This is a genomic window from Shinella sp. M31 (genome assembly GCF_049199205.1).
Taxonomy (GTDB): Bacteria; Pseudomonadota; Alphaproteobacteria; order Rhizobiales; family Rhizobiaceae; genus Shinella.
Genome location: NZ_JBLZPH010000015.1, coordinates 18,297 through 39,935 on the forward strand (window position 1 = coordinate 18,297; position 21,639 = coordinate 39,935).

Genomic DNA, 21,639 nt, shown 5'->3' on the forward strand with positions numbered 1-21,639 from the left:
CCTCCCAGCCACCGGATCAGGGTGTGCTAGTGGGGCGCCGCCTGTGCAGCCGCCATGTAGTCCTCGAGTGCCGCCGCTTGCGCGCCCGTCAGGTGCAAGCCTCGTTTGGTCCGCCGCCACAGCACGTCTTCGGCGTGCCGGGCCCATTCTTCCTTCATCAGCCAGCGCACTTCGCGCTCGTAGAGATCGCTGCCGAAATGCTGTCCGAGATCGGCAGCGCTGGCCGCTCCCTCCAGCATCACCCTCGCCCGCGTGCCGTAAAGCCGGACCAGCCGGCGGGCGTGGGAAGCAGCGAGGAACGGGAAGAGCGCGGCAAGCGTCTTCACCTCGGCCTCGAAGCCATCGACCTTGAAATCGCCGCCCGGCAGGCGGGACTGCGCGGTCCAGCGGTTGCCTTTCGTGCCGATCGACTCACCGATCTTCTCCAGCGCCGATTCGGCGAGACGCCGGTAGGTGGTGAGCTTGCCGCCGAAGATGTTGAGCAGGGGCGCTTGGCCATCACCGCCCTCGACCTTCAGCACGTAGTCGCGCGTCGCTTCCTGCGCCTTGCTGGCGCCGTCGTCGAAGAGCGGGCGCACGCCGGAATAGGTCCAGACGATATCGTCGCGCGTCACCGGCTCGGCGAAATATTCGCTGGCCGAGGCGCAAAGGTAGCCGATTTCCTCGTCGCTGATGCGGACATCGCGGGGATCACCTTGGTAATCGCGGTCGGTCGTGCCGATCAGCGTGAACTCTTCTTGGTAGGGAATGGCGAACATGATGCGCCCGTCCGGGTTCTGGAAGAAATAGGCGCGCGGATCGGAGAACTTCTTCTTCACGACGATATGGCTGCCCTGAACGAGGCGGACGTTGTGCACATCGTTGCGCCCGAAGGCGGAGGACAGAACCTTGTCGATCCAGGGACCGGCCGCATTGACCAGCATGCGGGCGCGCACGGTCTCGCGGGTTCCCGTCTCGACATTCTCCGTCTCGACAGTCCAATGACCGTTCTCGCGGCGCGCGGTGACGACCTTCGTGCCTGTGCGGATATCGGCACCGCGGTCGGCGGCGTCGCGGGCGTTCAGCACGACGAGGCGCGCATCATCCACCCAGCCGTCGGAATATTCGAAAGCCTTGCGGAACAACTTCTTCAGCGGGCCGCCGGCCGGGTCCTTGGCAAGGTCCACCGTACTGGTCGCCGGCAGCAGCTTGCGGCCGCCGATATAGTCGTAGAGGAACAGGCCAAGGCGGATGAGCCAGGCCGGACGCGGACCGCCCTTCTGGAAGGGCAGCACGAAGCGCATCGGCCAGATGACATGCGGCGCCATCGCCCAGAGAATTTCGCGCTCCATCAGCGCCTCGCGCACCAGGCGGAATTCGTAATGCTCGAGGTAACGCAGGCCGCCATGAATGAGCTTGGTGGAGGCCGAGGACGTGCCGGAGGCGAAATCCTTCATTTCGGCAAGCACGACCGAGTAACCACGACCGGCAGCGTCGCGCGCGATGCCGCAACCGTTGATGCCGCCACCGATGACAAAAATATCGCGGATGCCGTTGCCGTCCAAGTTCCCCTCCCATTTCGCATTGCACAATATGCGCGCAGTTGCGAAAGCAAGTGGAGTTAAAACGAAAATATTTCGAATGTCAAACGAATGCGAGTAGAAATAGCACGCTGCCGTGTCAGGCCTGTGAAACGGTCTCCACGAGGCGCACGTCATGTTCCTGGCAAATGGCGCGAATGCCCTCGAAAGGACAGCTGTCGGTGATGAACGTGTGGACTTGCGACAGGTGGCCGATGCGCACCGGAGCCGTCCTTTCGAATTTCGTCGAATCCGAAACCAGGATGACATGGCGCGCATTCGCAATGATCGCCTGCGCCACCTTCACCTCGCGATAGTCGAAATCGAGCAGCGCGCCGTCCTCGTCGATGGCCGAAACGCCGATCACGGCGTAATCCACCTTGAACTGTCGGATGAAATCGACGGCCGCCTCGCCGACGATACCGCCATCCGCGCCGCGCACCACGCCGCCGGCGATCACCACCTCGATCGAGGGATAGACACGCAAGCGATTGGCGACATTGATGTTATTGGTGATGACCATCAATTCCTTGTGGTCGAGCAGCGCCTCGCCGACGGCCTCCGTCGTCGTGCCGATATTGATGAAAAGCGAGGAATTGTCAGGGATGACGGCGGCCGCGGCACGGCCGATCGCCTGCTTTTCCGGGGCCGCTATGGAGCGGCGCGCCTCGTATTTGACATTCTCGTTGCCGCTCGGGAAGAGCGCACCGCCATGGATGCGCGTCAAAACCTTGTTGTCGCAGAGATCGTTCAGGTCCTTGCGAATGGTCTGCGGCGTCACGGAGAAGCGTGCCGCCAGGTCTTCCACGAGGACGCGGCCTCCGGTTTTGGCGAGATCCACGATCTCCGCCTGCCGACCCGTCAGAAACATAGGCACCTCCCACTGCTTTCGTTTTTTTTCATCATATGCAAAAACGAAAGCACATCAATTGATCGATCCTGCCTTCTTGGAGTGTGCGCCACTTTTTGTGATACTGCGCCGATCGCAGGTGACCCGGGGAGGACAGCACATGTTTCATCCAGCCTTGTTCAAAGGCGCGAATGTCGTCGTCACGGGCGCCGGCCGCGGCATCGGCCTGGAGATCGCCCGGCAGTTCCTGGATTGCGGCGCCCATGTGCTGCTGCATGGCGGCCGCGCCCCGGCGGGGCCGCTGCCGGAATTCCTGGAGACAGCCGTCGCCGAAGCGCGCGCGCACATCGTCTATGCGGATTTTCTGAAGGAAGGCGGCATCGGCGCGATCCTTGAGCGCGTGGACAGCCTCTTCCCGCATGTCGATGTGCTCATCAACAATGCCGGCACGATGGTCGGCCGCTTCCCGGCCGCCGATCTTACAGACGAACAATATGAAACCGTCGTGCGCCTCAACCAGACCTCCGTGGTTGAGGTGACGCGCGCCCTTCTGCGCTCGCTGCGCCGCGCCCCCCACGCCGCCATCGTCAACACGGTATCGATCTCGGCGCTAACCGGCGGGAGCCCCGGTTCGGCGATCTATTCGGCGACGAAAGCCTTCGTCTCGACCTATTCGAAAGGCCTTGCCCGCGAACTCGCACCCGACGGCATCCGCGTCAACTGCGTGTCGCCCGGCACCATCACCACGGATTTCCACCAACGCTACTCGTCCGCCGAGAAGCTGGAAGCGACCCGCAAGACGATCCCGTTGCAAAGGCTCGGCACGGCGGAGGACTGTGCCCCCGCCTATCTCTTCCTCGCCTCCAACGCACTCTCCGGCTACATTACCGGCCAGGTGCTGGAAGTGAATGGCGGCCAACTGATCTGCTGACCGCTTTCGCCGTTTTCAGCCATTGACGTCGACGACCACCCGGCCCTTCACCTTGCCTTCCAGTATCTGGTTCGCCAAATCCGGCAGGTCGGACAGCCGGTGTTCGACCACCATGGCCTCCAGCTTGTCCATCGGCAGGTCGGCCGCGATGCGGTTCCAGGCATCGACGCGCTGATCGTAGGGGCGGTTGACCGAATCGATACCGAGCAGGCTCACACCGCGCAGCAGGAACGGAATGACCGTGAAGGACGGCACGACGGCTCCCGCCGCAAGGCCGACCGAAGCGACGGCACCGTCATATTTCATCTGCTTGAGCACCCGCGCCAGCATCTCGCCGCCAACGGCATCCACTGCCCCTGCCCAGCGCTCGGATTCGAGCGGCTTGCTGTTCGGTTCTGCGAGTTCTGAACGGTCGATAATGGTCTCCGCGCCAAGCGCCTTGAGATAACCCGCCGTTTCCGGCCGCCCGGTGACGGCCGCGACCGAATAGCCGAGCCGCGCCAGCAGCGCCACGGCCACCGAGCCGACGCCGCCGGCTGCCCCAGTCACCAGAACCTCACCCTTTAGCGGCGAGAGCCCGGCCTTTTCCAGCGCGATGACGGACAGCATGGAGGTGAGCCCGGCCGTGCCGATTGCCATGGCCTGCCGCGTCGACAGTTCGTCCGGCAGCGGCACTAGCCAGTCGGCCTTCACTTTGGCGCGGGTCGCATAGCCGCCCCACCAGACCTCGCCGACGCGCCAGCCGGTCAGCACAACCCGGTCGCCCGGCCGGTAGCGCGGGTCGTCGGACGCCTCCACCGTGCCGGCGAAATCGACGCCCGGCACATGCGGAAAGGTGCGCACCAACCCGCCCTTGCCGTTGATGCACAGCCCGTCCTTGTAGTTCAGCGTCGAATACTCCACCGCAACGGTGACGTCGCCATCGGGAAGCCGCGTGTCGTCAAGCGTCTGGATCGATGCCGACACCGCGCCATCGGCGGCCTTCTCTACCAACAGTGCCTGAAACGTCATCCTCGTCCTCCTCGGTTTCGCTGCTTTGCACCAGATATAGGGCGCAGCCCATTGGTGCCGCCACTGTTCTTTTGTATCAAGAGGACGGAGGCGCGCTTCGGATATGATAGACAAGCTCGAATATTTCATCGCGCTCGCCCGCGAACGGCATTTTGCCCGTGCGGCGGAAGAGCTCGGCATTTCGCAGCCGACGCTGTCGGCGGCGATCCGCCAGCTGGAGGATCAGCTCGGCGTGATGCTCGTCGTGCGCGGCTCGCGCTTCCAGGGCCTGACGCCGGAGGGCCAGCGCGTGCTGGAATGGGCACGCCGCATCGTTGGCGACACCCGCACCCTGCGCGAGGAGATGCGCGCCGCACGAAAGGGCCTGTCCGGCCATATCCGCCTCGCCGCCATTCCGACGACGCTTGCCATGGTGCCCCGCATCACCGCACCCTTCCAGGAAAAGCACCCCGACGTCACCTTCTCGATCGTCTCGACGACCTCGATTAAAATCCTCGGCCTATTGGAAAATCTCGAGATCGACGCCGGCCTGACCTATCTCGAAAACGAGCCGCTCGGCCGTGTCACCAGCGTGCCGCTGCTGCACGAGCACTATTGCCTGATCACGGCGAAGGGTAACCTCTTCTCCGATCGCAAAACCGTGACCTGGCAGGAGGCCAGCAGCGTTAGGCTTTGCCTATTGACGGCCGACATGCAGAACCGCCGCATCATCAACCGGCACTTCGCCGAAGCCGGCGTCACCGTCGAGCCGTCGCTCGAAGCCAATTCGATGATCGTGCTGTTCTCCCATGTGCGCACCGGGCGCTGGTCGAGCATCATGCCGCGCAATGTCGCTGAATCTTTCGGGTTTCCTGATGAAATCAGTATAGTTTCCCTGACCGATCCCGAACCGCATCACACGGTCGGCCTGGTCGCCACCCACCGTGAACCCTTCACGCCGCTCGTCTCCGCTTTGCTGCACGAGGCACGCGTGCTGGCGGACAAGGACGGCGACTGATAGGAAATTCCTATCGCCCAACGGCTTTGCCTTATTGACCCGTCGCCTCGGGGCTGAGAAGCTGGCGGATCGTCTGCGAAGATCGGCCGAATTCTGCTCTTCGCCGAAGAATTTCAATAGTATCGGCGCGGTGGAACCTTTATTCTTGCTCAGGTTCATTCGTGTCGGTTGGGAGGCCTGGCCATGAATGTGCACGTTACCGGCAGCGATGTCGGCGCCAGAACGCTGGCGATCGTCAGCGAATTGAAGGGTCTCGAAGGGCCGCTTCTTCCCATCCTGCATGAAATCCAGGCCGAGTTCGGCTATGTGCCGCAGGAAAGCCTGCCGGTGATTGCGCGCGAACTGAACCTGTCGCGCGCCGAGGTGCACGGCGTCGTCACCTTCTATCACGATTTCCGCGACCACCCGACGGGCCGCCATGTGCTGAAACTCTGTCGCGCCGAGGCCTGTCAGTCGATGGGCGGGGATGAAGTGGCCGAGCGCATCAAGGCGCTGCTCGGCATCGATTTCCACCAGACGACCATGGACGGCGCCGTGACGCTGGAACCCATCTACTGTCTCGGCCTCTGTTCCTGCGCGCCCGCCGCGATGCTCGACGGCGAGCTGCATGGACGGATCGATGCGGACCTTGCCAATGCACTCGTCGCGGAGGTTCGCCGATGACCGCCCGTATCTACGTTCCCCGCGATGCCGCAGCACTTGCCCTCGGCGCCGACCGCGTCGCTAGGGCGCTGGCCGCTGAAGCGCAATCCCGCAGTCTCGATATCGTCATCGTGCGCAACGGCTCGCGCGGCATGCACTGGCTGGAACCGCTGGTCGAGGTCGAGACGGCCGGGGGCCGCATCGCCTACGGCCCGGTCAAGGCCTCCGACGTGCCCGGCCTGCTCGATGCCGGCTTGCTCGAAGGCAAGGGGCACCCGCTCTGTCTTGGCGCAACGGAAGAGATTCCGTTCCTCAAGAACCAGACCCGCCTCACCTTCGCCCGCTGCGGCGTCATCGATCCGGTTTCCTTGGACGACTACAAGGCGCATGGCGGCCTGAAGGGCCTGGAAAAGGCCATCGCCATGGCCCCGCTCGACGTGGTCAAGGAGGTCACCGACAGCGGCCTGCGCGGTCGCGGCGGCGCCGGCTTCCCGACCGGCATCAAGTGGAAGACCGTTCACGACGCGCCCGGTGCGCAGAAATACATCGTCTGCAACGCCGACGAAGGCGATAGCGGCACCTTCGCCGACCGTATGATCATGGAAGGCGATCCCTTCGTGCTGATCGAGGGCATGGCGATTGCCGGCCTCGCGACCGGCGCCACCAAGGGCTATGTCTATACCCGCTCGGAATATCCGCACGCCATCGCCGTGATGAACGAGGCCGTCGCCGCCGCCCGCGCCGCCGGCGTGCTCGGCCCTTCGGTGCTCGGCTCGGGCAAGGCCTTCGACATGGAAATCCGCGTCGGCGCGGGCGCCTATGTCTGCGGCGAGGAAACGGCCCTGCTCAACAGTCTGGAAGGCAAGCGCGGCATCGTGCGCGCCAAGCCGCCGCTGCCGGCGCTTCAGGGTTTCCTCGGCCGCCCGACGGTCGTCAACAACGTCATCTCGCTCGCCTCCGTGCCCATCATCATGGACAAGGGTGCCGCCTATTACCGGGACTTCGGCATGGGTCGTTCGCGCGGCACGATCCCGATCCAGATCGCCGGTAATGTCAAACAGGGCGGCCTCTATGAGACCGCCTTCGGCCTGACGCTCGGCGAGATCGTCGATGAGATCGGCGGCGGCACCGCCTCCGGACGCCCCGTCCGCGCCGTGCAGGTCGGCGGCCCGCTCGGCGCCTATTTCCCGCGTGCGCTGTTCGACACGCCCTTCGACTACGAGGCCTTCGCGGCGAAGGACGGCCTGATCGGCCATGCCGGCATCACCGTCTTCGACGACACGGTCGACATGCTGAAGCAGGCGCGCTTCGCCATGGAGTTCTGCGCCGTCGAAAGCTGCGGCAAGTGCACGCCCTGCCGCATCGGCTCGACCCGCGGCGTCGAGACCGCCGACAAGATCGCGCAGGGCATCGAGCCGGAGAAGAACCGCGACCTGCTCGCCGACCTCTGCAACACCATGAAGTTCGGCTCACTCTGCGCGCTCGGCGGCTTCACGCCCTACCCGGTCATGAGCGCCATGACGCACTTCCCGGAGGATTTTTCGCCGGCGCCGATTGTGGAGGCCGCAGAATGAGCGAAACCGAAAAGGTCAAAGGCCCGGCCTCCTATTTCCCCACCATCGAGAAGAAATACGGCCAGCCGATCGAGCATTGGAAAGCCATCGTTCGCGCGCAGGACGGCAAGGCGCATATGCAGATCGTTGCCTTCCTCAAGGAAACACACGGTCTCGGCCATGGCCATGCCAATGCGATTGTCGCGGCGACGCTCGCCGAGACGAAATCGTAAGAATTGAACCCAAGCCGCTGCTTTAAGCGCGGCGCAGACGCATCCGGAGGTTCCCATGTCCCTCGTTCCTGAAATCGACTTCGGCACACCCGCCGCCCGCTCGGAGAAGATGGTGACGCTCACCATCGACGGGAACGCGGTCACCGTTCCCGAGGGCACCTCCATCATGCGCGCCTCCATGGAGGCCGGCATCCAGGTGCCGAAACTCTGCGCCACCGACATGGTCGACGCCTTCGGCTCCTGCCGCCTCTGTCTCGTCGAGATCGAGGGCCGCAACGGCACGCCCGCTTCCTGCACCACGCCCGTCGCCCCCGGCCTCATCGTCCATACCCAGACGGGCCGCCTGAAGGACATCCGCAAGGGGGTCATGGAGCTCTATATCTCCGACCATCCGCTCGACTGCCTGACCTGCGCGGCGAACGGCGACTGCGAATTGCAGGACATGGCGGGTGCCGTGGGCCTGCGCGACGTACGCTACGGCTATGAGGGCGACAACCACGTTAAGGCGCGCAGCAACGGCGAGACCAACGCCCGCTGGATGCCGAAGGACGAATCGAACCCCTACTTCACTTACGACCCCTCGAAATGCATCGTCTGCTCGCGCTGCGTGCGCGCCTGCGAAGAGGTGCAGGGCACCTTCGCGCTGACGATCGAGGGCCGTGGCTTCGACAGCCGCGTCTCGCCCGGCATGCACGAAAACTTCCTCGAATCCGAATGCGTCTCCTGCGGGGCCTGCGTGCAGGCCTGCCCGACGGCGACGCTGACGGAAAAGTCGGTCATCGAGATCGGCCAGCCGGAACATTCCGTCGTCACCACCTGCGCCTATTGCGGCGTTGGCTGCTCGTTCAAGGCGGAAATGCGCGGCGAGGAGCTGGTGCGCATGGTGCCGTGGAAGGACGGCCAGGCCAATCGCGGCCACTCCTGCGTCAAGGGCCGTTTCGCCTATGGTTATTCGACCCACCGCGACCGCATCCTCAACCCGATGATCCGCGAAAAGATCACCGACCCCTGGCGCGAGGTGACCTGGGAAGAGGCCTACGCTCACACCGCTGCGGAATTCCGCCGCATCCAGTATCAATACGGCCGCGATTCCATCGGCGGCATCACCTCGTCGCGCTGCACCAACGAGGAGACCTATCTCGTCCAGAAGCTGGTCCGCGCCGGCTTCGGCAACAACAATGTCGATACCTGCGCCCGCGTCTGCCATTCGCCGACGGGTTATGGTCTCGGCCAAGCTTTCGGCACCTCGGCCGGCACGCAGAATTTCGATTCGGTGGAGTTCACTGACGTCGTCATCGTCATCGGCGCCAACCCGACGGATGGCCATCCGGTCTTCGCCTCGCGCCTGAAAAAGCGTCTGCGCCAAGGCGCCAAGCTGATCGTCATCGATCCGCGCCGCATCGACCTCGTCTCATCGCCGCATGTCAAGGCGTCCTACCACCTGCCCCTTCGCCCCGGCACCAACGTCGCCGTGGTCACCGCACTCGCCCATGTCATAGTGACGGAAGGCCTCTACGATGAAAAATTCGTCCGCGAGCGCTGCGACTGGTCGGAATTCGAGGATTGGGCCGCCTTCGTCGCCGAGCCACGCCACAGCCCGGAAGAAACCGAAGCGCTGACCGGCGTGCCGGCCGAGACGCTGCGCGGCGCCGCCCGCCTCTTCGCCACCGGCGGCAACGGGTCGATCTATTACGGCCTCGGCGTCACCGAGCACAGCCAGGGCTCGACGACCGTCATGGCCATCGCCAACCTTGTCATGGCGACCGGCAATATCGGCCGCGACGGCGTCGGTGTGAACCCGCTGCGCGGCCAGAACAACGTGCAAGGCTCGTGCGACATGGGCTCCTTCCCGCACGAACTGCCGGGCTACCGCCACATCTCGGACGATTCGACGCGCGAGATCTTCGAAAAGCTCTGGGGCGTGACGCTCAACGACGAGCCGGGCCTGCGCATCCCCAACATGCTGGACGCCGCCGTCGAAGGCACGTTCAAGGGCCTCTATATCCAGGGTGAGGACATCCTCCAGTCCGATCCCGACACCAAGCACGTCTCCGCCGGTCTTGCCGCCATGGAATGCGTCGTGGTGCAGGATCTCTTCCTCAACGAAACCGCCAACTACGCCCATGTCTTCCTGCCGGGCTCGACCTTCCTGGAGAAGGACGGCACCTTCACCAATGCCGAGCGCCGCATCAACCGCGTGCGCCGCGTCATGACGCCGAAGAACGGTTATGCCGACTGGGAGGTAACCCAGAACCTCGCCCAGGCCATGGGGCTGGGCTGGAACTACAACCACCCCGCCGAGATCATGGATGAGATCGCCGCGACGACGCCGAGCTTCGCGCTGGTTTCCTACGACTATCTCGACAAGGTCGGCTCGGTGCAGTGGCCTTGCAACGACAAGCACCCGCTCGGCTCGCCGATCATGCACACGGACGGCTTCGTGCGCGGCAAGGGTAAGTTCATCCGCACGGAATATGTCGCGACAGACGAGAAGACCGGCCCGCGCTTCCCGCTGCTGCTCACCACCGGCCGCATCTTGAGCCAGTACAATGTCGGCGCCCAGACGCGACGCACCGACAACGTGCTCTGGCATGAAGAAGACCGGCTGGAAATGCACCCGCACGATGCGGAAAACCGAGGCATCCGCGACGGCGACTGGGTACGGCTGGCAAGCCGCGCCGGCGAGACGACGCTGCGCGCGCTCGTCACGGACCGCGTTTCGCCCGGCGTCGTTTATACGACCTTCCACCACCCGATGACGCAAGCCAACGTCATCACCACCGATTTCTCCGACTGGGCGACCAATTGCCCGGAATATAAGGTGACGGCGGTGCAGATCTCCCCGTCGAACGGTCCGTCCGACTGGCAGGTCGAATATGACGAGCTGTCGCGCCAGTCCCGCCGGATCAAGGGCAAGCTGGAGGCAGCGGAATAGGAACGCCCGTGCCGGATTTTCCGACCCACACGAAGGTTGCCAAGACCGCCCGCCGCAACGGGCGGCTCGGTGCCGGCGAGCGCTTCGTGCCGGAGGAAACCCCCGTCGCCTTCTCCTATGCCGGCTCGACCCATGCCGTGATGATGGCGACCCCCGCCGATCTCGAGGACTTCGCCATCGGCTTCAGCCTCACCGAGGGCATCATTACAGACCCCGCCGAGATCGAGACCATCGAGGCACTGGCCGAAGACAAGGGCATCGACCTGCAGATCCGCCTTGCCGACGCGCAGAACGACGCGCTGACTGCCCGCCGCCGCCACATGGCCGGCCCCGTCGGCTGCGGCCTGTGCGGCATCGAATCGATCGAACAGGCGGTGCGCGTCACGCCGTCCGTGCGTTCGTCACCACTTACACTTTGCGAAGACGAGATCGTCGAAGCCATACAGCTTTTGAATGGCCAGCAGCCGCTGCATATGGTGACACGGGCGGTGCATGGCGCGGGTTTCTACGTGCCCGGCCAGGGCCTCGTCGCCGTGCGTGAAGATGTCGGCCGGCACAATGCGCTCGACAAGCTCGTCGGCGCGGCGCGCCGCGCAGGCCACGCAGGCGCGACCGGTGCGGTTGTCGTGACGAGCCGCGTTTCGGTCGAGATGGTGCAGAAGACCGCCATCATCGGCAGCCCCTTCATCATTGCCATTTCTGCCCCGACCGCACTTGCCATCCGCACGGCGGAAGACGCGGGCATGACGCTGATCGCGCTGGTGCGCGGCGAGGATTTCGAAATTTTCACCGGTGCGGAACGCATCGTGCCCGGCACCGTGCGGCGTTTGGGCAACGGTTAGGAGAAGAGCATGTCCGAAGGCAACAAGATCATCCGGATGGCAAACCAGATCGCCACCTTCTTCCATTCGCAGCCGGCCAGCGAAGGGCCCGGCGGCGTTGCCACCCATATCAACAAGTTCTGGGAACCGCGCATGCGTCGCCAGCTCTTCGATATCGTCGATAACCATAACGGCGAAGGCCTCGACAGCCTCGTGCTGCAAGCGGCGCCGCTGATCCACCGCCCCAAGCCGGCCGAGACGCCGCCGGCCGCCGCCGCGCACTGAGGCGAGCGCTCCTCAGGCAAAACGGCCGGCATAGCGCCGGCCGTTTGTTTTTTACGATATGCTCGGCTCAGAATTCTTCCCAGCTCTCCGCCGCCACGGCGGCGTTGCCGGACGACCGCATGGTGCGGGCAACCGCGTGAAGCTGCGCGGTCGGGCGAGCGGGGACGGTCCGTGGAGCGCGACCCGTCTCCTGCCCGCCCGCCGCACCGTTTCCGGCAAGCCTGAACCGGCGGATAAGGGCGTGTAGCGCATCGGCCTCGCGCGCCATGGCATGGCTCGCCGCCGTGCTTTCCTCGACCATCGCCGCATTCTGCTGCGTCGCCTGATCCATGGAATTGACGGCGGTGTTGATTTCGCGAAGGCCGGTCGATTGCTCGCGCGAGGCTTCAACGATCGCCGCGACGTTCGTGTGCACCTCCTGCACCTGGGTCAGGATTTCCTCCAGCGCGCGTCCCGTCTCGTCGACCAGCGCCACGCCGCTCTTCACCTGTTCGCCCGAGGTGGTGATCAGCGCCTTGATGTCCTTGGCCGCACTGGCCGAACGCTGGGCCAGTTCACGCACTTCCTGTGCCACGACTGCAAAACCCTTGCCGGCTTCACCGGCGCGGGCCGCTTCGACGCCGGCATTCAGCGCCAGAAGGTTTGTCTGGAAAGCGATATCGTCGATGACGCCGATGATGTTGGAGATTTCGCGCGACGACTGCTCGATCTGCCCCATGGCATCGATCGCCTTCTTGACGACGATGCCGGATTTCTCTGCCCCCATCCGGGTCTTGGCGACCAGAGAGCCGGCCTCGTCGGCGCGGCGGCTCGAATCGGCGACTGTCGTGGTGATCTCGTCGAGAGCCGCAGCCGTCTCTTCAACGGAGGCTGCCTGCTGTTCCGTGCGCTTGGCCAGATCGTCCGCTGCCGAACGGATTTCCTGCGCGCCAGAGGCAATCGCATTCGCGTTGGTCTCGACCGTGCGCATCGCTTCATGCAGGCCGGCAACGGCTTCGTTGAAATCCTTGCGCACCGCCTCCATGGAAGGCACGAAGGCCCTCTTGAGGTTCTGCGTGAGGTCGCCTTCTGCAAGCGCCTTCAATGCGCCACCGAGTGCATTGATCGCCGACATGCGCTCGGTCACGTCGGTCGCGAATTTCACCACCTTGTAGACGCGGCCGTTGAGGTCGCGGATCGGATTATAGGCGGCCTGGATCCAGATTTCCTTGCCGCCCTTGCCGTAGCGCACGAATTCGTTGGAAATGAACTGGCCGTCGGCGAGGTTCTTCCAGAAATCCGCATAGGCCTGCGACTGCGCATAGGCAGGATCGCAGAACATGCGGTGATGCTTGCCGCGGATTTCCGGGAGCTCGTAGCCGAGCCCCGCGCAGAAATTCTCGTTGGCCGTCAGGATTTCGCCCGTCGGCGTGAATTCGATGACCGCCTGGGAGCGGGAGATGGCATCGAGCTTGGCGGCATCCTCCGCAGCCCGCATCTTCGCCTCGGTAATGTCGGTCGCGAATTTGACGACCTTGTAGGGTTTGCCACCGCGGAAGACCGGATTGTAGCTCGCCTGGATCCATATCTCCCTGCCGTCCTTGCGCAGGCGCTTGTAGCTGGACGAATCATACTCGCCACGCCCGAGCCGGGCCCAGAACTGGCGATACTCGTCGCTCGCCGTGTAGGCCGCCTCGCAGAAGATGCGGTGATGTTTGCCGACGATTTCCTTCAGGTCGTAGCCGAGCGCCTTGCAGAAGTTTTCATTGGCGGTGAGGATGTTGCCGTTGAGGTCAAATTGGATCACGGCCTGCGAGCGCGACAGCGCGTCAATGATGTGGCCTGCATCCATGGATTTCGCAAATGAAAGCATGACCTGTCCCTTTATAAACGGCCACGGTTTCGATGGTGATTGCCCGCGTGGCGATCGTCAGTTGCTGGTGTTGCATGAACTGCGGCGCAGTCCACGGTATCAATAATCGTTTTCAATCTGCGCGGGAGAACGTCGCGTCGTCGCCAGATTGCCCTCTGCAATCAAAGATGGAACGACAGCTTTAACAATTGATGAAAATCAAGAGGCGACTTTTAAGTTCTCTTATATAACAATAGCTTACATTTACAGACAACTTTATGTTGCTTACGTAACGTCAAGAAGACCTTTTACAGACCAATCGAATAATCTCTCAATAGTTGCATTTAGAAACAGGCAACAAAAAAACCGCCATGCGCGGGCACGGCGGTTTGCGATTTTAAAACGGATGCGGCGAGCGCTTAAGCCGCGATATCGTCCATGTCGCGTTCCTTGAACATGCGCGCCAGGTTGAGGAAGCAGATCATGCCGTTTTCATGGGCGATGATGCCCTCGGCATAGGCCTTGTCGAAGGAGGTCGTCACTTCCGGCACCGGCTGGATCTGCTCGCTGCGGATGGTGAGGATGTCGGACACACGGTCGACGACGAGGCCGACGACCATGCTGTGCACTTCGGCCACCACGATGGCGCTGCGCTCATTGGCTTCCGTGCTCTTCATGCCGAGCTTGTGGGCAAGGTCGATGATCGGGATGACCGTGCCGCGCAGGTTCATCACGCCGATTACATCAGGCGGCGAGTGCGGGATCGGCGTGGAGGGCGCCCAGCCGCGTATTTCGCGGATCGTCGTCGTCTTCACACAGAATTCCTGCTCATGCAGACGGAATGCGATGATTTCGAGCGTGTCGCCGGCAAAGGTGGCGGTAGTGATGGAGGTCATCGGGATCTTTCCAGGTTGGTCTGCGTCGTGGTTCGATCCTATGCACGTCCTGGTTAAAATCTTTCAAACATCGAAAGCTTTGGGGCATTCGGCCGGAAAAAAGGCCTCGCGTCGCCACGAGGCCTTGCTGCTTAGAGCCGTCGCGCCCTGTCAGGTGCGCAGGACCGCTTCGAACTGTTCCAGCGCCCAGTCCACCTGATCGCCGGTAATGACGAGCGGCGGGGCGATGCGGATCGTATCGCCATGCGTATCCTTGGCGAGGATGCCGCGCTCCTTCAGCGCCTCGCAATATTTGCGCGCGCCGCCGGCCGCCGGGTCGAGCTCGACGGCGAGCATCAGGCCGCGGCCGCGCACTTCCTTGATGATGTTGGAGCGGATGCCCTTGAGGCCCGCCTGGAAGCGGTCGCCCATGCGCTGCGAATTGCCGATCATGTCCTCTTCGACCAGCACCTTCAGCGCGGCGCGGGCGATGGCACAGGCCAGCGGATTGCCGCCGAAGGTCGAGCCATGCTGGCCAGGCTTCAGCACGCCCAGCACTTCGCTGTTCGAAAGCACAGCCGAGACCGGATAGAAACCGCCTGATAGCGCCTTGCCGACCAGCGTCACATCCGCCTCGATGCCTTCGTGCTCCTCGGCCAGCAGCTTGCCCGTGCGGCCAAGGCCGGTCTGGATCTCGTCGAGGATCAGCGTGATGCCGTGTTTGGTGCAGAGCTCGCGAACGCCCATGAAGTAACCCGTCGGCGGGATCAGCACGCCGGCCTCGCCCTGGATCGGCTCGATCAGGAAGGCGACCGTGTTTTCGTTGATCGCCGCGCGGAAGGCTTCGAGATCGCCGAACGCCACCTGGCGGAAACCCGGCGCGAAGGGACCGAAGCCGACGCGCGCATCCGGATCCGTCGAAAAGCCGACGATGCCCATGGTGCGGCCATGGAAATTGTTAGAGCAGACGATGATCTCGGCCTGGCCTTCCGGCACGCCCTTGACCTCGTAACCCCACTTGCGCACGGCCTTGACGGCCGTCTCGACGGCTTCCGCGCCGGAATTCATCGGCAGCACCTTGTGCGAACCGGTGAGCGCTGCGATTTCCTCATAGAAATGCGCGAGCTGATCGTTGCGGAAGGCACGCGAGGTGAGCGTCAGCTTCTGCGCCTGCTCCACCATCGCAGCGAGAATCTTCGGATGGCAATGGCCCTGATTGACCGCCGAATAGGCCGAGAGGCAGTCGAGATAGCGGTTGCCGTCGATGTCCCAGACATGAACGCCCTCCCCCCGCGACAGCACGACGTCGAGCGGCTTGTAGTTATGGGCGCCGAGGCGATACTCGGTTTCGATCAGGGTGGCAGTCGACGGCGTCATGGGGTCCTCCGGTTGTTTTCAGGCGCTGCGGGTCGGCCGGTCGAGAATGCGGCGCCCGAAAAGGCTGGCTGTGAGTTCGACGAGAATGCGCGCACTCTTGCCGCGATCGTCGAGGAAGGGGTTCAGTTCGACCAGGTCGAGCGAGGAGACGAGACCGCTGTCGCAGAGCATCTCCATGATGAGATGCGCCTCGCGGAAGGTCGCGCCGCCCGGCACCGTGGTGCCGACGCCCGGCGCCAGTTCCGGATCGAGAAAATCGACGTCGAGGCTGACATGCAGCAAGCCGTTCTCCGCTTTGATGCGGGCGATGATGTCATGCATGATATGCGCCATGCCGATCTCGTCGACCGCGCGCATATCATAGACATTGACGCCGTGCTCGGCGATTTCCTCGCGCTCGCGCGCATCGACGGAACGGATGCCGACCTGGAAGACGTTCTTTGGATCGACCAGCGGGCGGCCGGCTTCGAGGATCGGCGTAAACTCGGCCTCGCCGCAGAAAAAGGCGACCGGCATGCCGTGCATGTTGCCCGAAGGCGACGTCGCCGGCGAATTGAAGTCGGCATGGGCATCGAGCCAGAGCACGAAGAGCGGACGGCCCAGATCGGCCGCATGGCGCGCCATGCCGGAAACGGACCCCATCGACAATGCATGATCGCCGCCAAGGATAAGCGGGAATTTGCCGCTGCGGGCCGCGTCATAGACGGCCGTGTCGAGCGCGCGCGTGAAAGCGGCGACGACCTGAAGGTTGTTGGCCTTCGGGTGGTTGGCGAGATCGCGGGCCGGCACCGGTCGCAGGTCTCCCTCGTCCGTCACCGTATGTCCGAGATCCGCCAGCGTCGTATCGACGCCTGCAATGCGCAGTGCCGTCGGGCCCATCGCCGCGCCGCGGCGGCCGGAGCCTTCCTCGAGAGGTGCGCCGATCAGCGCGATCTGTTTGTCATTTTCAGCCATGATTTCCCCGCGGGTGCGTGAGAGCCGGTTTGCCCGGTTTTGTGCGATTATTGCCGTTCGCGCTGTTGGCAAAAAGAGGAAAAACTGACAAATAGTCGGATGATTTAGACATTTTGCGAAGCATCGGATGACAAAATGGTAAGCCTTGATGATCTCGACCATGCACTGATCGGCGCACTCCGCCACAATGCCCGCACCCCCGTCTCCTCGCTAGCGGTCATGACCGGCGCCTCGCGTGCCACGGTCTCCGCCCGCATCGAGCGGCTGGTCTCCTCCGGCACCATTGCCGCCTTTACCATCAAGACCGGCGCGGAACTGGCCGGCAGCGGCGTACGCGCCATCGTGATGATCGAGGTGCACGGCAAGATGGCTGACCGCGTCAGCGCGCAACTGCGCGGCCTGCCGCAAGTGCGCGCGCTTCACTCCACCAATGGCCGCTGGGATTTCATCGCTGAACTGGAAGACCGCGATCTCGCCACCTTCGACGAGACCCTGCACCGCATCCGTCTGATCGACGGCATCACGGTGACCGAGACGAATATTCTCCTGAAGACGACGAAGAACGCGCTGGCCTGAGGGAATACCGAGGCCGGGCAAGCCGCCTCAATATTCCTTCTCGTAGAAGATGCCGGCACCCGCGCTGCCGCCGCTGCCCGCTTCGCCGCGCAGTTTCAGGCCGCGGCCGACATCGAGATTGATGACCGCTTTGGCGCCGTTCGTCTCGGGGTCCTGCTTCAGCTCGATATAGGTCCGCTCGTTGAGATATTTGCCGGCCGAGACCGCCGCACGCCCTTCGGCATCCGTGGTGATGTCGAGGTCGTCGACACCGAGCTTGCTGCGCAAACTGTCGAGCAGGCCCGTCGACTTGCCGCCCGCCAGCTGGCTGGCCGCGGAGGCGAGCTGGGCGATCTGCACCGCCGACAGGTTCGACATCGAGCGGTTGAAGATCAGCTGCGCCAGGATTTCATCCTGCGGCAGCGAGGGCGAGGAGGCGAAGGTCACGGTCGGATTGCTGGCGAGGCCGGCGACCGTGACGGTGATTTCCGTCGCACCGGCGGAGCTGCCGGCAACGAGATTGACCGTCGGCACCAGGCCGCCGGCAAAGCCGATATGGGCGGAGGTGAAATCGAGCCGGCGCGTCAGGATTTCCATGCGCCCGCGCTCCAGCTCGAAACCGCCGGAAACGATCGGCGACGAGGACGTGCCGGTCACCTTCAGGCTGCCGCTCAGTTCCGCATTGATGCCGCGGCCCCGCACGAAGAGCTGGCCGGGCGCCTCGATGGTCAAATCGAGCGCAATGCCGCGCGCGGCGCCGTCGCCACCCTGCGCGCGATTGACATCCGCCGTCATCCGCTTGACGTCCGCAGGCGCGTTGCGGTGCTTGATGGCGATTTCGGACAGCGAGGCGGGCAGCTTCTGCGGAATGACGACGCTCGCCTTGTTGATGTGCACCTTGCCGCCGAGCGCGAGGTTGGCCACCGGCCCCTTGAGCGTCAGGTCGCCGGCGACATTCGCCGTCACCAGCGTGCCGTCGACATAAACGATGTCGCCGAGCTTGATCGCCACATCGACCGGGAAACCGCTTGCCGGATCGATGCCGACACTGCCCTTCGCCGAAAGCTGCCCGCCGCTCGTCAGCTTGCCGGAAACGGTCTCGATCACTGCCTGCTTACCGTTCATAGTCACGCGGATCGTCAGGTTCTCGACGGCAAGATTGCGGCGCACATCGACCAGGCGGGCACCGCTTGCCGTGATGCTGCCGGTCACCGAGGGCGCGGCGGTCGTGCCGCCGATCGTCACGTCCACATTGGCATTGCCCGTCAGCACGAATCCTTGAGCGGAAAGCTGGCTTTGCAGCATGCTGAACGGCACCGTGCCGTTGAATTTGAGGCCGAGCGGCGTGGCGCCCCCGATAGCGACCTTGCCGCCGCCACGGAAGGACAAGCCGCCGCCGCCCGACAACACCGTGTCGAGCGTCACCTGGTTGTTGGCGAAGGCGCCCTTCGCGTTGATAGTCAGCGCGCCGATGCCGGCGCTGCGCGTCTGGCTCGTCACCGCGCCGCCCCAGTCGAGCGCATAGTTGACCACGGGTGCAGCCGCCTTGCCCTTCACCGTCACCGTGCCGCTGATCGTGCCGTCGGCATCGAGACCCGCCGCAAAATTGTTGACGAGGGCCGCCGGCAGCGCATCGAGGCGCACCGAGAGATCGAGATTTTCCCCCGCCTTGCCGGAGACGGCGACCGTGCCGCGCCCTGCCTGGATGGTGAGGCCGTCGAGCGTCGCAACGCCATTCGTCACGCCGATCGTCGTCGCCTTGGCAAGTTTCAGGGCGATGCGCCGGGGCGCCGCTTCAAACGCCTGCAGCGCGACATCGAGCCCGCCGTCGCGTTGGAGCACCTTGCCCTTGGTGACGAGCGGCGCCCCGTCGAGGCGGCCGGTGAGATCGAAATTGGTTGCCTGCCCTGCGCGGGAGAAATCGAGCTTCAGCGCCTCCAGCCGGTTTTCGCCCGAAGCGACGCGCTCGGCGCGTACCGTGCCTGAAATCGCGGCGGTCGCAAGGTCGGCGATATCGAGATCGACCGCCGGCTTGGTGATGGTGACCGCATCGCGGCTGATCGCCGAGCCGGACGCCTGCACCGTGGCCGAGGTCTTGCCGTTGCTCGTGGCGATTTCCACCTGGCCCGCGAGATCGCCGGCAGCCTTCTGACCCGCCATAGCGGCGAGCAGGCCGAGATCGGGGAAATCGAAGCGGATCGTGCCGTCGGGCATGAAATTCTGCGCCAGCGCCAGCGAGCCCTTCAGCGTGTTCGGCCCGATCTCCGCCTCCAGCACCGGCACGGAAATGCGACCGCCTTCCGAGGTGATGCTGGAGCGCACGTTGATCGCCTGGCCGTCGAGCGCGCCGGTCGCCGTCAGCTCGCCGGAGGGGCTGTCGGCAACGGCCTTGCCCTTCAGCGTTACGACGAGGTCGCTCAGCGTGCGGCCCGACAGCGTCGCACCGCTCGACGTCACCTTGGCCGAGACGTCGAGCCCGTCGATGGGGCCGGTCGCGGAAAGATCGAAGGCCGCTTCGCCCTTGGCGTCGGCCAGCAGTTTGCCGAGCGCCAGCACCTTGCCGGTCAGCGCCGCCTGGAGATTGCCCTTGCCGAGCGAGACCGTGCCCGCCGTCTCCAGCGTGCCGGATTTCACGGTGAGGCCGGAGAGGTCGATTGCGCCATCGCTCGCCAGCTGGAGGCGTCCTTCCATGGCGATCGTCGTGTCGATCTTGCCGGTCAGCGCCGGCGGCAGCACGGCAGGCAGCGCGAAGAGGCGGAAATTGATATCGGCCTCGCGGCTTTCGAGCCCGTAGCGGCCGGAAAGCGTACCGCCGATGCTGGCGCTTTCCAGCGTTGCCGGATCGAAGGCAATCTCGGTCGGCGAAACATTGAGCGTCACCACGATCTTGGCCGGCCCCTTCACGGTGCGGTCGAGATCGGGATTGGCAAAGGCCGTCAGCCCCGTTTCGACCGTCGCCTCGATGCGGCCGGACTGGCTTGCCACGTTGAAGGCGTCGCTCCTGGCGTTAAGACGGATATTTTCGACACGCCCGGCCGGCAGTTCGGCGGAGACGATCGAGACATCGGCGTCGAGCGCCGCAGCATCGGCCTCGCCCTTGAGCGACACATCGGCACCGGCGATCAGCGCGCGCGCATCGCCCTCGGCGAGCGGCCAGCGGAAATCGATCGGCCCATTGCGGCCGGACAGTTTCACATCGAGATCGTTTGCGCCCTTGGCGCTGACCGTCCCCGATGCAGCAAGCGTCATCGCGCCCGTCGAGATCGAGCCCTTCTCGATGCGCAGCATGTCCGTGCCGTCGAAGGCGGCGATCACGTCGATGCCGGTTTCGCCCGTAAACAGCGGACGAAGCTGCGGCGGCATCAGCGCGTCGAACGTGCCGCCACCGGCCAGCGAAAGCGTGTGCAGCCCGTTGGTCGCTAGATCATGCCGGCCGTCGATATGCAGCATCTCCGTGCCGTCGAGCGCGGCCGAAAGTCTTCCCCTCCATTGCGAGAGCGGTCCATCACCCGTCAGGCGGATCGCCACGGCCGGATCATTCGGCAGCTTGAGCAGGGCGGCGAGGATGCCGCCTTTCGGCTCGGCGACGTCAGCCTCGAGACGAAGCTGGTTGTCGGCGGGATTGAAAACGATATCGGCCACGACCCGCGCATCCGGCCGCGCCTTTTCCGAGGCCGAGAGTTTCACCGCGACACTTTCGGCCGTCGCATCGCCGCTGCCCGAGAGAACGATGCGTTGGTCACGGCCGGCGATCGTACCCGACACGAAGAGCTCCGGCACCTGCAAGGCGCCGACATGCACCTCGACCGGCAGCGTGAAGGGCGTATCGGATTTTTCGGCACCCGCCTTGGGTTCCGGCAGGCGCAGCAGGGAGATGGACGAGGCGGAAATGCGCTGGGCATCGAAGCGGAAACCGAGCAGGCTCAGCGGCGACCAGTCGACCGAGAGGTCCTTCAGCTCCGCATAGGTGCCCCTGGCATCGCCGACGGTGATGATCTTCGCCCGGAGCCGCCCGGTAAGCAGGCCGGAGGGCTCGCTGATCGAGACGACCTGCCCGCTCGACGCGGCAATCTTTTCCACATAGGCGACGGCAAAACGCGCGCCCGCATCGGTAAAGCCGACAAAACCGACGAGCCCGACAAGAACAAGCAGAAGGATGACGATGCCGTAACCGAGATAACGGAGCGTTGCGCGGAGAATTCGGGACAGCCTGTTCATGCTTCATCCATT

17 protein-coding genes are annotated in these 21,639 nt (G+C 64.1%); 9 read left to right on the forward strand and 8 right to left on the reverse strand.

Annotated elements, in window-relative coordinates; genetic code table 11:
* Positions 1-26: 26 nt before the first annotated feature.
* Positions 27-1,544 carry a glycerol-3-phosphate dehydrogenase gene (glpD, locus tag ACOZKU_RS02875; RefSeq protein ID WP_421577575.1) on the reverse strand — a complete coding sequence of 506 codons (1,518 nt, stop codon included), beginning with the start codon at positions 1,542-1,544 and terminating at the stop codon, positions 27-29.
* A 115-nt stretch (positions 1,545-1,659) separates the two neighbouring features.
* Entirely contained in the window at positions 1,660-2,430 is a 771-nt protein-coding gene (locus tag ACOZKU_RS02880; protein WP_421577576.1) for a DeoR/GlpR family DNA-binding transcription regulator, read from the reverse strand.
* Between the two features lie 139 nt (positions 2,431-2,569).
* On the opposite strand from ACOZKU_RS02880, the gene ACOZKU_RS02885 reads away from it, so the two are divergent.
* Positions 2,570-3,340, forward strand: coding sequence for an SDR family NAD(P)-dependent oxidoreductase (locus ACOZKU_RS02885; protein ID WP_421577577.1), 771 nt, complete (start codon positions 2,570-2,572; stop codon positions 3,338-3,340).
* A 15-nt stretch (positions 3,341-3,355) separates the two neighbouring features.
* Here ACOZKU_RS02885 and ACOZKU_RS02890 read toward each other — a convergent pair whose 3' ends face one another.
* Positions 3,356-4,351, reverse strand: a complete 996-nt coding sequence (locus tag ACOZKU_RS02890; protein WP_421577578.1) for an MDR family oxidoreductase — start codon at positions 4,349-4,351, stop codon at positions 3,356-3,358.
* A gap of 103 nt (positions 4,352-4,454) precedes the next feature.
* On the opposite strand from ACOZKU_RS02890, the gene ACOZKU_RS02895 reads away from it, so the two are divergent.
* The 7 genes from ACOZKU_RS02895 (at position 4,455) to ACOZKU_RS02925 (ending at position 11,817) form a co-directional block, all read left to right on the forward strand.
* The gene (locus ACOZKU_RS02895) at positions 4,455-5,348 is read left to right on the forward strand and encodes a LysR family transcriptional regulator (protein WP_421577579.1); all 894 of its coding nucleotides are present in this window, start codon (positions 4,455-4,457) and stop codon (positions 5,346-5,348) included.
* A 183-nt stretch (positions 5,349-5,531) separates the two neighbouring features.
* Positions 5,532-6,011: a formate dehydrogenase subunit gamma gene (locus ACOZKU_RS02900; protein WP_421577580.1), complete on the forward strand. Its 480-nt coding sequence runs from the start codon at positions 5,532-5,534 to the stop codon at positions 6,009-6,011.
* Complete coding sequence (locus ACOZKU_RS02905) at positions 6,008-7,564, forward strand: formate dehydrogenase beta subunit (RefSeq protein WP_421577581.1); 1,557 nt, start codon at positions 6,008-6,010, stop codon at positions 7,562-7,564. Before ACOZKU_RS02900 ends, ACOZKU_RS02905 begins: the two co-directional genes overlap by 4 nt.
* On the forward strand, positions 7,561-7,776 hold the full coding sequence (locus ACOZKU_RS02910; RefSeq protein WP_421577582.1) for a DUF4287 domain-containing protein: 216 nt from the start codon (positions 7,561-7,563) through the stop codon (positions 7,774-7,776). Before ACOZKU_RS02905 ends, ACOZKU_RS02910 begins: the two co-directional genes overlap by 4 nt.
* A gap of 55 nt (positions 7,777-7,831) precedes the next feature.
* Positions 7,832-10,711, forward strand: a complete 2,880-nt coding sequence (fdhF, locus tag ACOZKU_RS02915) for a formate dehydrogenase subunit alpha (protein ID WP_421577583.1) — start codon at positions 7,832-7,834, stop codon at positions 10,709-10,711.
* Positions 10,712-10,719: 8 nt separating this feature from the next.
* Positions 10,720-11,553, forward strand: coding sequence for a formate dehydrogenase accessory sulfurtransferase FdhD (gene fdhD, locus ACOZKU_RS02920; RefSeq protein ID WP_421577584.1), 834 nt, complete (start codon positions 10,720-10,722; stop codon positions 11,551-11,553).
* A gap of 9 nt (positions 11,554-11,562) precedes the next feature.
* Entirely contained in the window at positions 11,563-11,817 is a 255-nt protein-coding gene (locus ACOZKU_RS02925; RefSeq protein ID WP_421577585.1) for a formate dehydrogenase subunit delta, read from the forward strand.
* A 67-nt stretch (positions 11,818-11,884) separates the two neighbouring features.
* On the opposite strand, the gene ACOZKU_RS02930 is transcribed toward ACOZKU_RS02925, so the two are convergent.
* The 4 genes from ACOZKU_RS02930 to rocF form a co-directional block, all read right to left on the reverse strand.
* Entirely contained in the window at positions 11,885-13,669 is a 1,785-nt protein-coding gene (locus ACOZKU_RS02930) for a methyl-accepting chemotaxis protein (protein WP_421577586.1), read from the reverse strand.
* A 398-nt stretch (positions 13,670-14,067) separates the two neighbouring features.
* Positions 14,068-14,544, reverse strand: a complete 477-nt coding sequence (locus ACOZKU_RS02935; RefSeq protein ID WP_314089324.1) for a chemotaxis protein CheW — start codon at positions 14,542-14,544, stop codon at positions 14,068-14,070.
* A 150-nt stretch (positions 14,545-14,694) separates the two neighbouring features.
* Complete coding sequence (gene rocD / locus ACOZKU_RS02940; RefSeq protein ID WP_421577587.1) at positions 14,695-15,900, reverse strand: ornithine--oxo-acid transaminase; 1,206 nt, start codon at positions 15,898-15,900, stop codon at positions 14,695-14,697.
* A gap of 18 nt (positions 15,901-15,918) precedes the next feature.
* Positions 15,919-16,854 (reverse strand): arginase, encoded by a 936-nt coding sequence (rocF, locus tag ACOZKU_RS02945; RefSeq protein WP_314089330.1) that lies wholly within the window; start codon positions 16,852-16,854, stop codon positions 15,919-15,921.
* 135 nt (positions 16,855-16,989) lie between these two features.
* On the opposite strand from rocF, the gene ACOZKU_RS02950 reads away from it, so the two are divergent.
* Positions 16,990-17,430, forward strand: a complete 441-nt coding sequence (locus ACOZKU_RS02950) for an Lrp/AsnC family transcriptional regulator (protein ID WP_314089332.1) — start codon at positions 16,990-16,992, stop codon at positions 17,428-17,430.
* Positions 17,431-17,457: 27 nt separating this feature from the next.
* Here the strand turns inward: ACOZKU_RS02950 and ACOZKU_RS02955 are convergent, their stop codons facing one another.
* Positions 17,458-21,627 (reverse strand): translocation/assembly module TamB domain-containing protein, encoded by a 4,170-nt coding sequence (locus tag ACOZKU_RS02955; RefSeq protein ID WP_421577588.1) that lies wholly within the window; start codon positions 21,625-21,627, stop codon positions 17,458-17,460.
* Positions 21,628-21,639: the final 12 nt, after the last annotated feature.

What these genes read in the sequence shown, in the direction of transcription:
- ACOZKU_RS02880 (WP_421577576.1), bottom strand. Translation starts at nt 2,430, where the DNA reads ATGTTTCTGACGGGTCGGCAGGCGGAGATCGTGGATCTCGCCAAAACC.
- ACOZKU_RS02885 (WP_421577577.1), top strand. Translation starts at nt 2,570, where the DNA reads ATGTTTCATCCAGCCTTGTTCAAAGGCGCGAATGTCGTCGTCACGGGC.
- ACOZKU_RS02890 (WP_421577578.1), bottom strand. Translation starts at nt 4,351, where the DNA reads ATGACGTTTCAGGCACTGTTGGTAGAGAAGGCCGCCGATGGCGCGGTG.
- ACOZKU_RS02895 (WP_421577579.1), top strand. Translation starts at nt 4,455, where the DNA reads ATGATAGACAAGCTCGAATATTTCATCGCGCTCGCCCGCGAACGGCAT.
- ACOZKU_RS02900 (WP_421577580.1), top strand. Translation starts at nt 5,532, where the DNA reads ATGAATGTGCACGTTACCGGCAGCGATGTCGGCGCCAGAACGCTGGCG.
- ACOZKU_RS02905 (WP_421577581.1), top strand. Translation starts at nt 6,008, where the DNA reads ATGACCGCCCGTATCTACGTTCCCCGCGATGCCGCAGCACTTGCCCTC.
- ACOZKU_RS02910 (WP_421577582.1), top strand. Translation starts at nt 7,561, where the DNA reads ATGAGCGAAACCGAAAAGGTCAAAGGCCCGGCCTCCTATTTCCCCACC.
- fdhF (WP_421577583.1), top strand. Translation starts at nt 7,832, where the DNA reads ATGTCCCTCGTTCCTGAAATCGACTTCGGCACACCCGCCGCCCGCTCG.
- ACOZKU_RS02925 (WP_421577585.1), top strand. Translation starts at nt 11,563, where the DNA reads ATGTCCGAAGGCAACAAGATCATCCGGATGGCAAACCAGATCGCCACC.
- ACOZKU_RS02930 (WP_421577586.1), bottom strand. Translation starts at nt 13,669, where the DNA reads ATGCTTTCATTTGCGAAATCCATGGATGCAGGCCACATCATTGACGCG.
- ACOZKU_RS02935 (WP_314089324.1), bottom strand. Translation starts at nt 14,544, where the DNA reads ATGACCTCCATCACTACCGCCACCTTTGCCGGCGACACGCTCGAAATC.
- rocD (WP_421577587.1), bottom strand. Translation starts at nt 15,900, where the DNA reads ATGACGCCGTCGACTGCCACCCTGATCGAAACCGAGTATCGCCTCGGC.
- rocF (WP_314089330.1), bottom strand. Translation starts at nt 16,854, where the DNA reads ATGGCTGAAAATGACAAACAGATCGCGCTGATCGGCGCACCTCTCGAG.
- ACOZKU_RS02950 (WP_314089332.1), top strand. Translation starts at nt 16,990, where the DNA reads ATGGTAAGCCTTGATGATCTCGACCATGCACTGATCGGCGCACTCCGC.
- ACOZKU_RS02955 (WP_421577588.1), bottom strand. Translation starts at nt 21,627, where the DNA reads ATGAACAGGCTGTCCCGAATTCTCCGCGCAACGCTCCGTTATCTCGGT.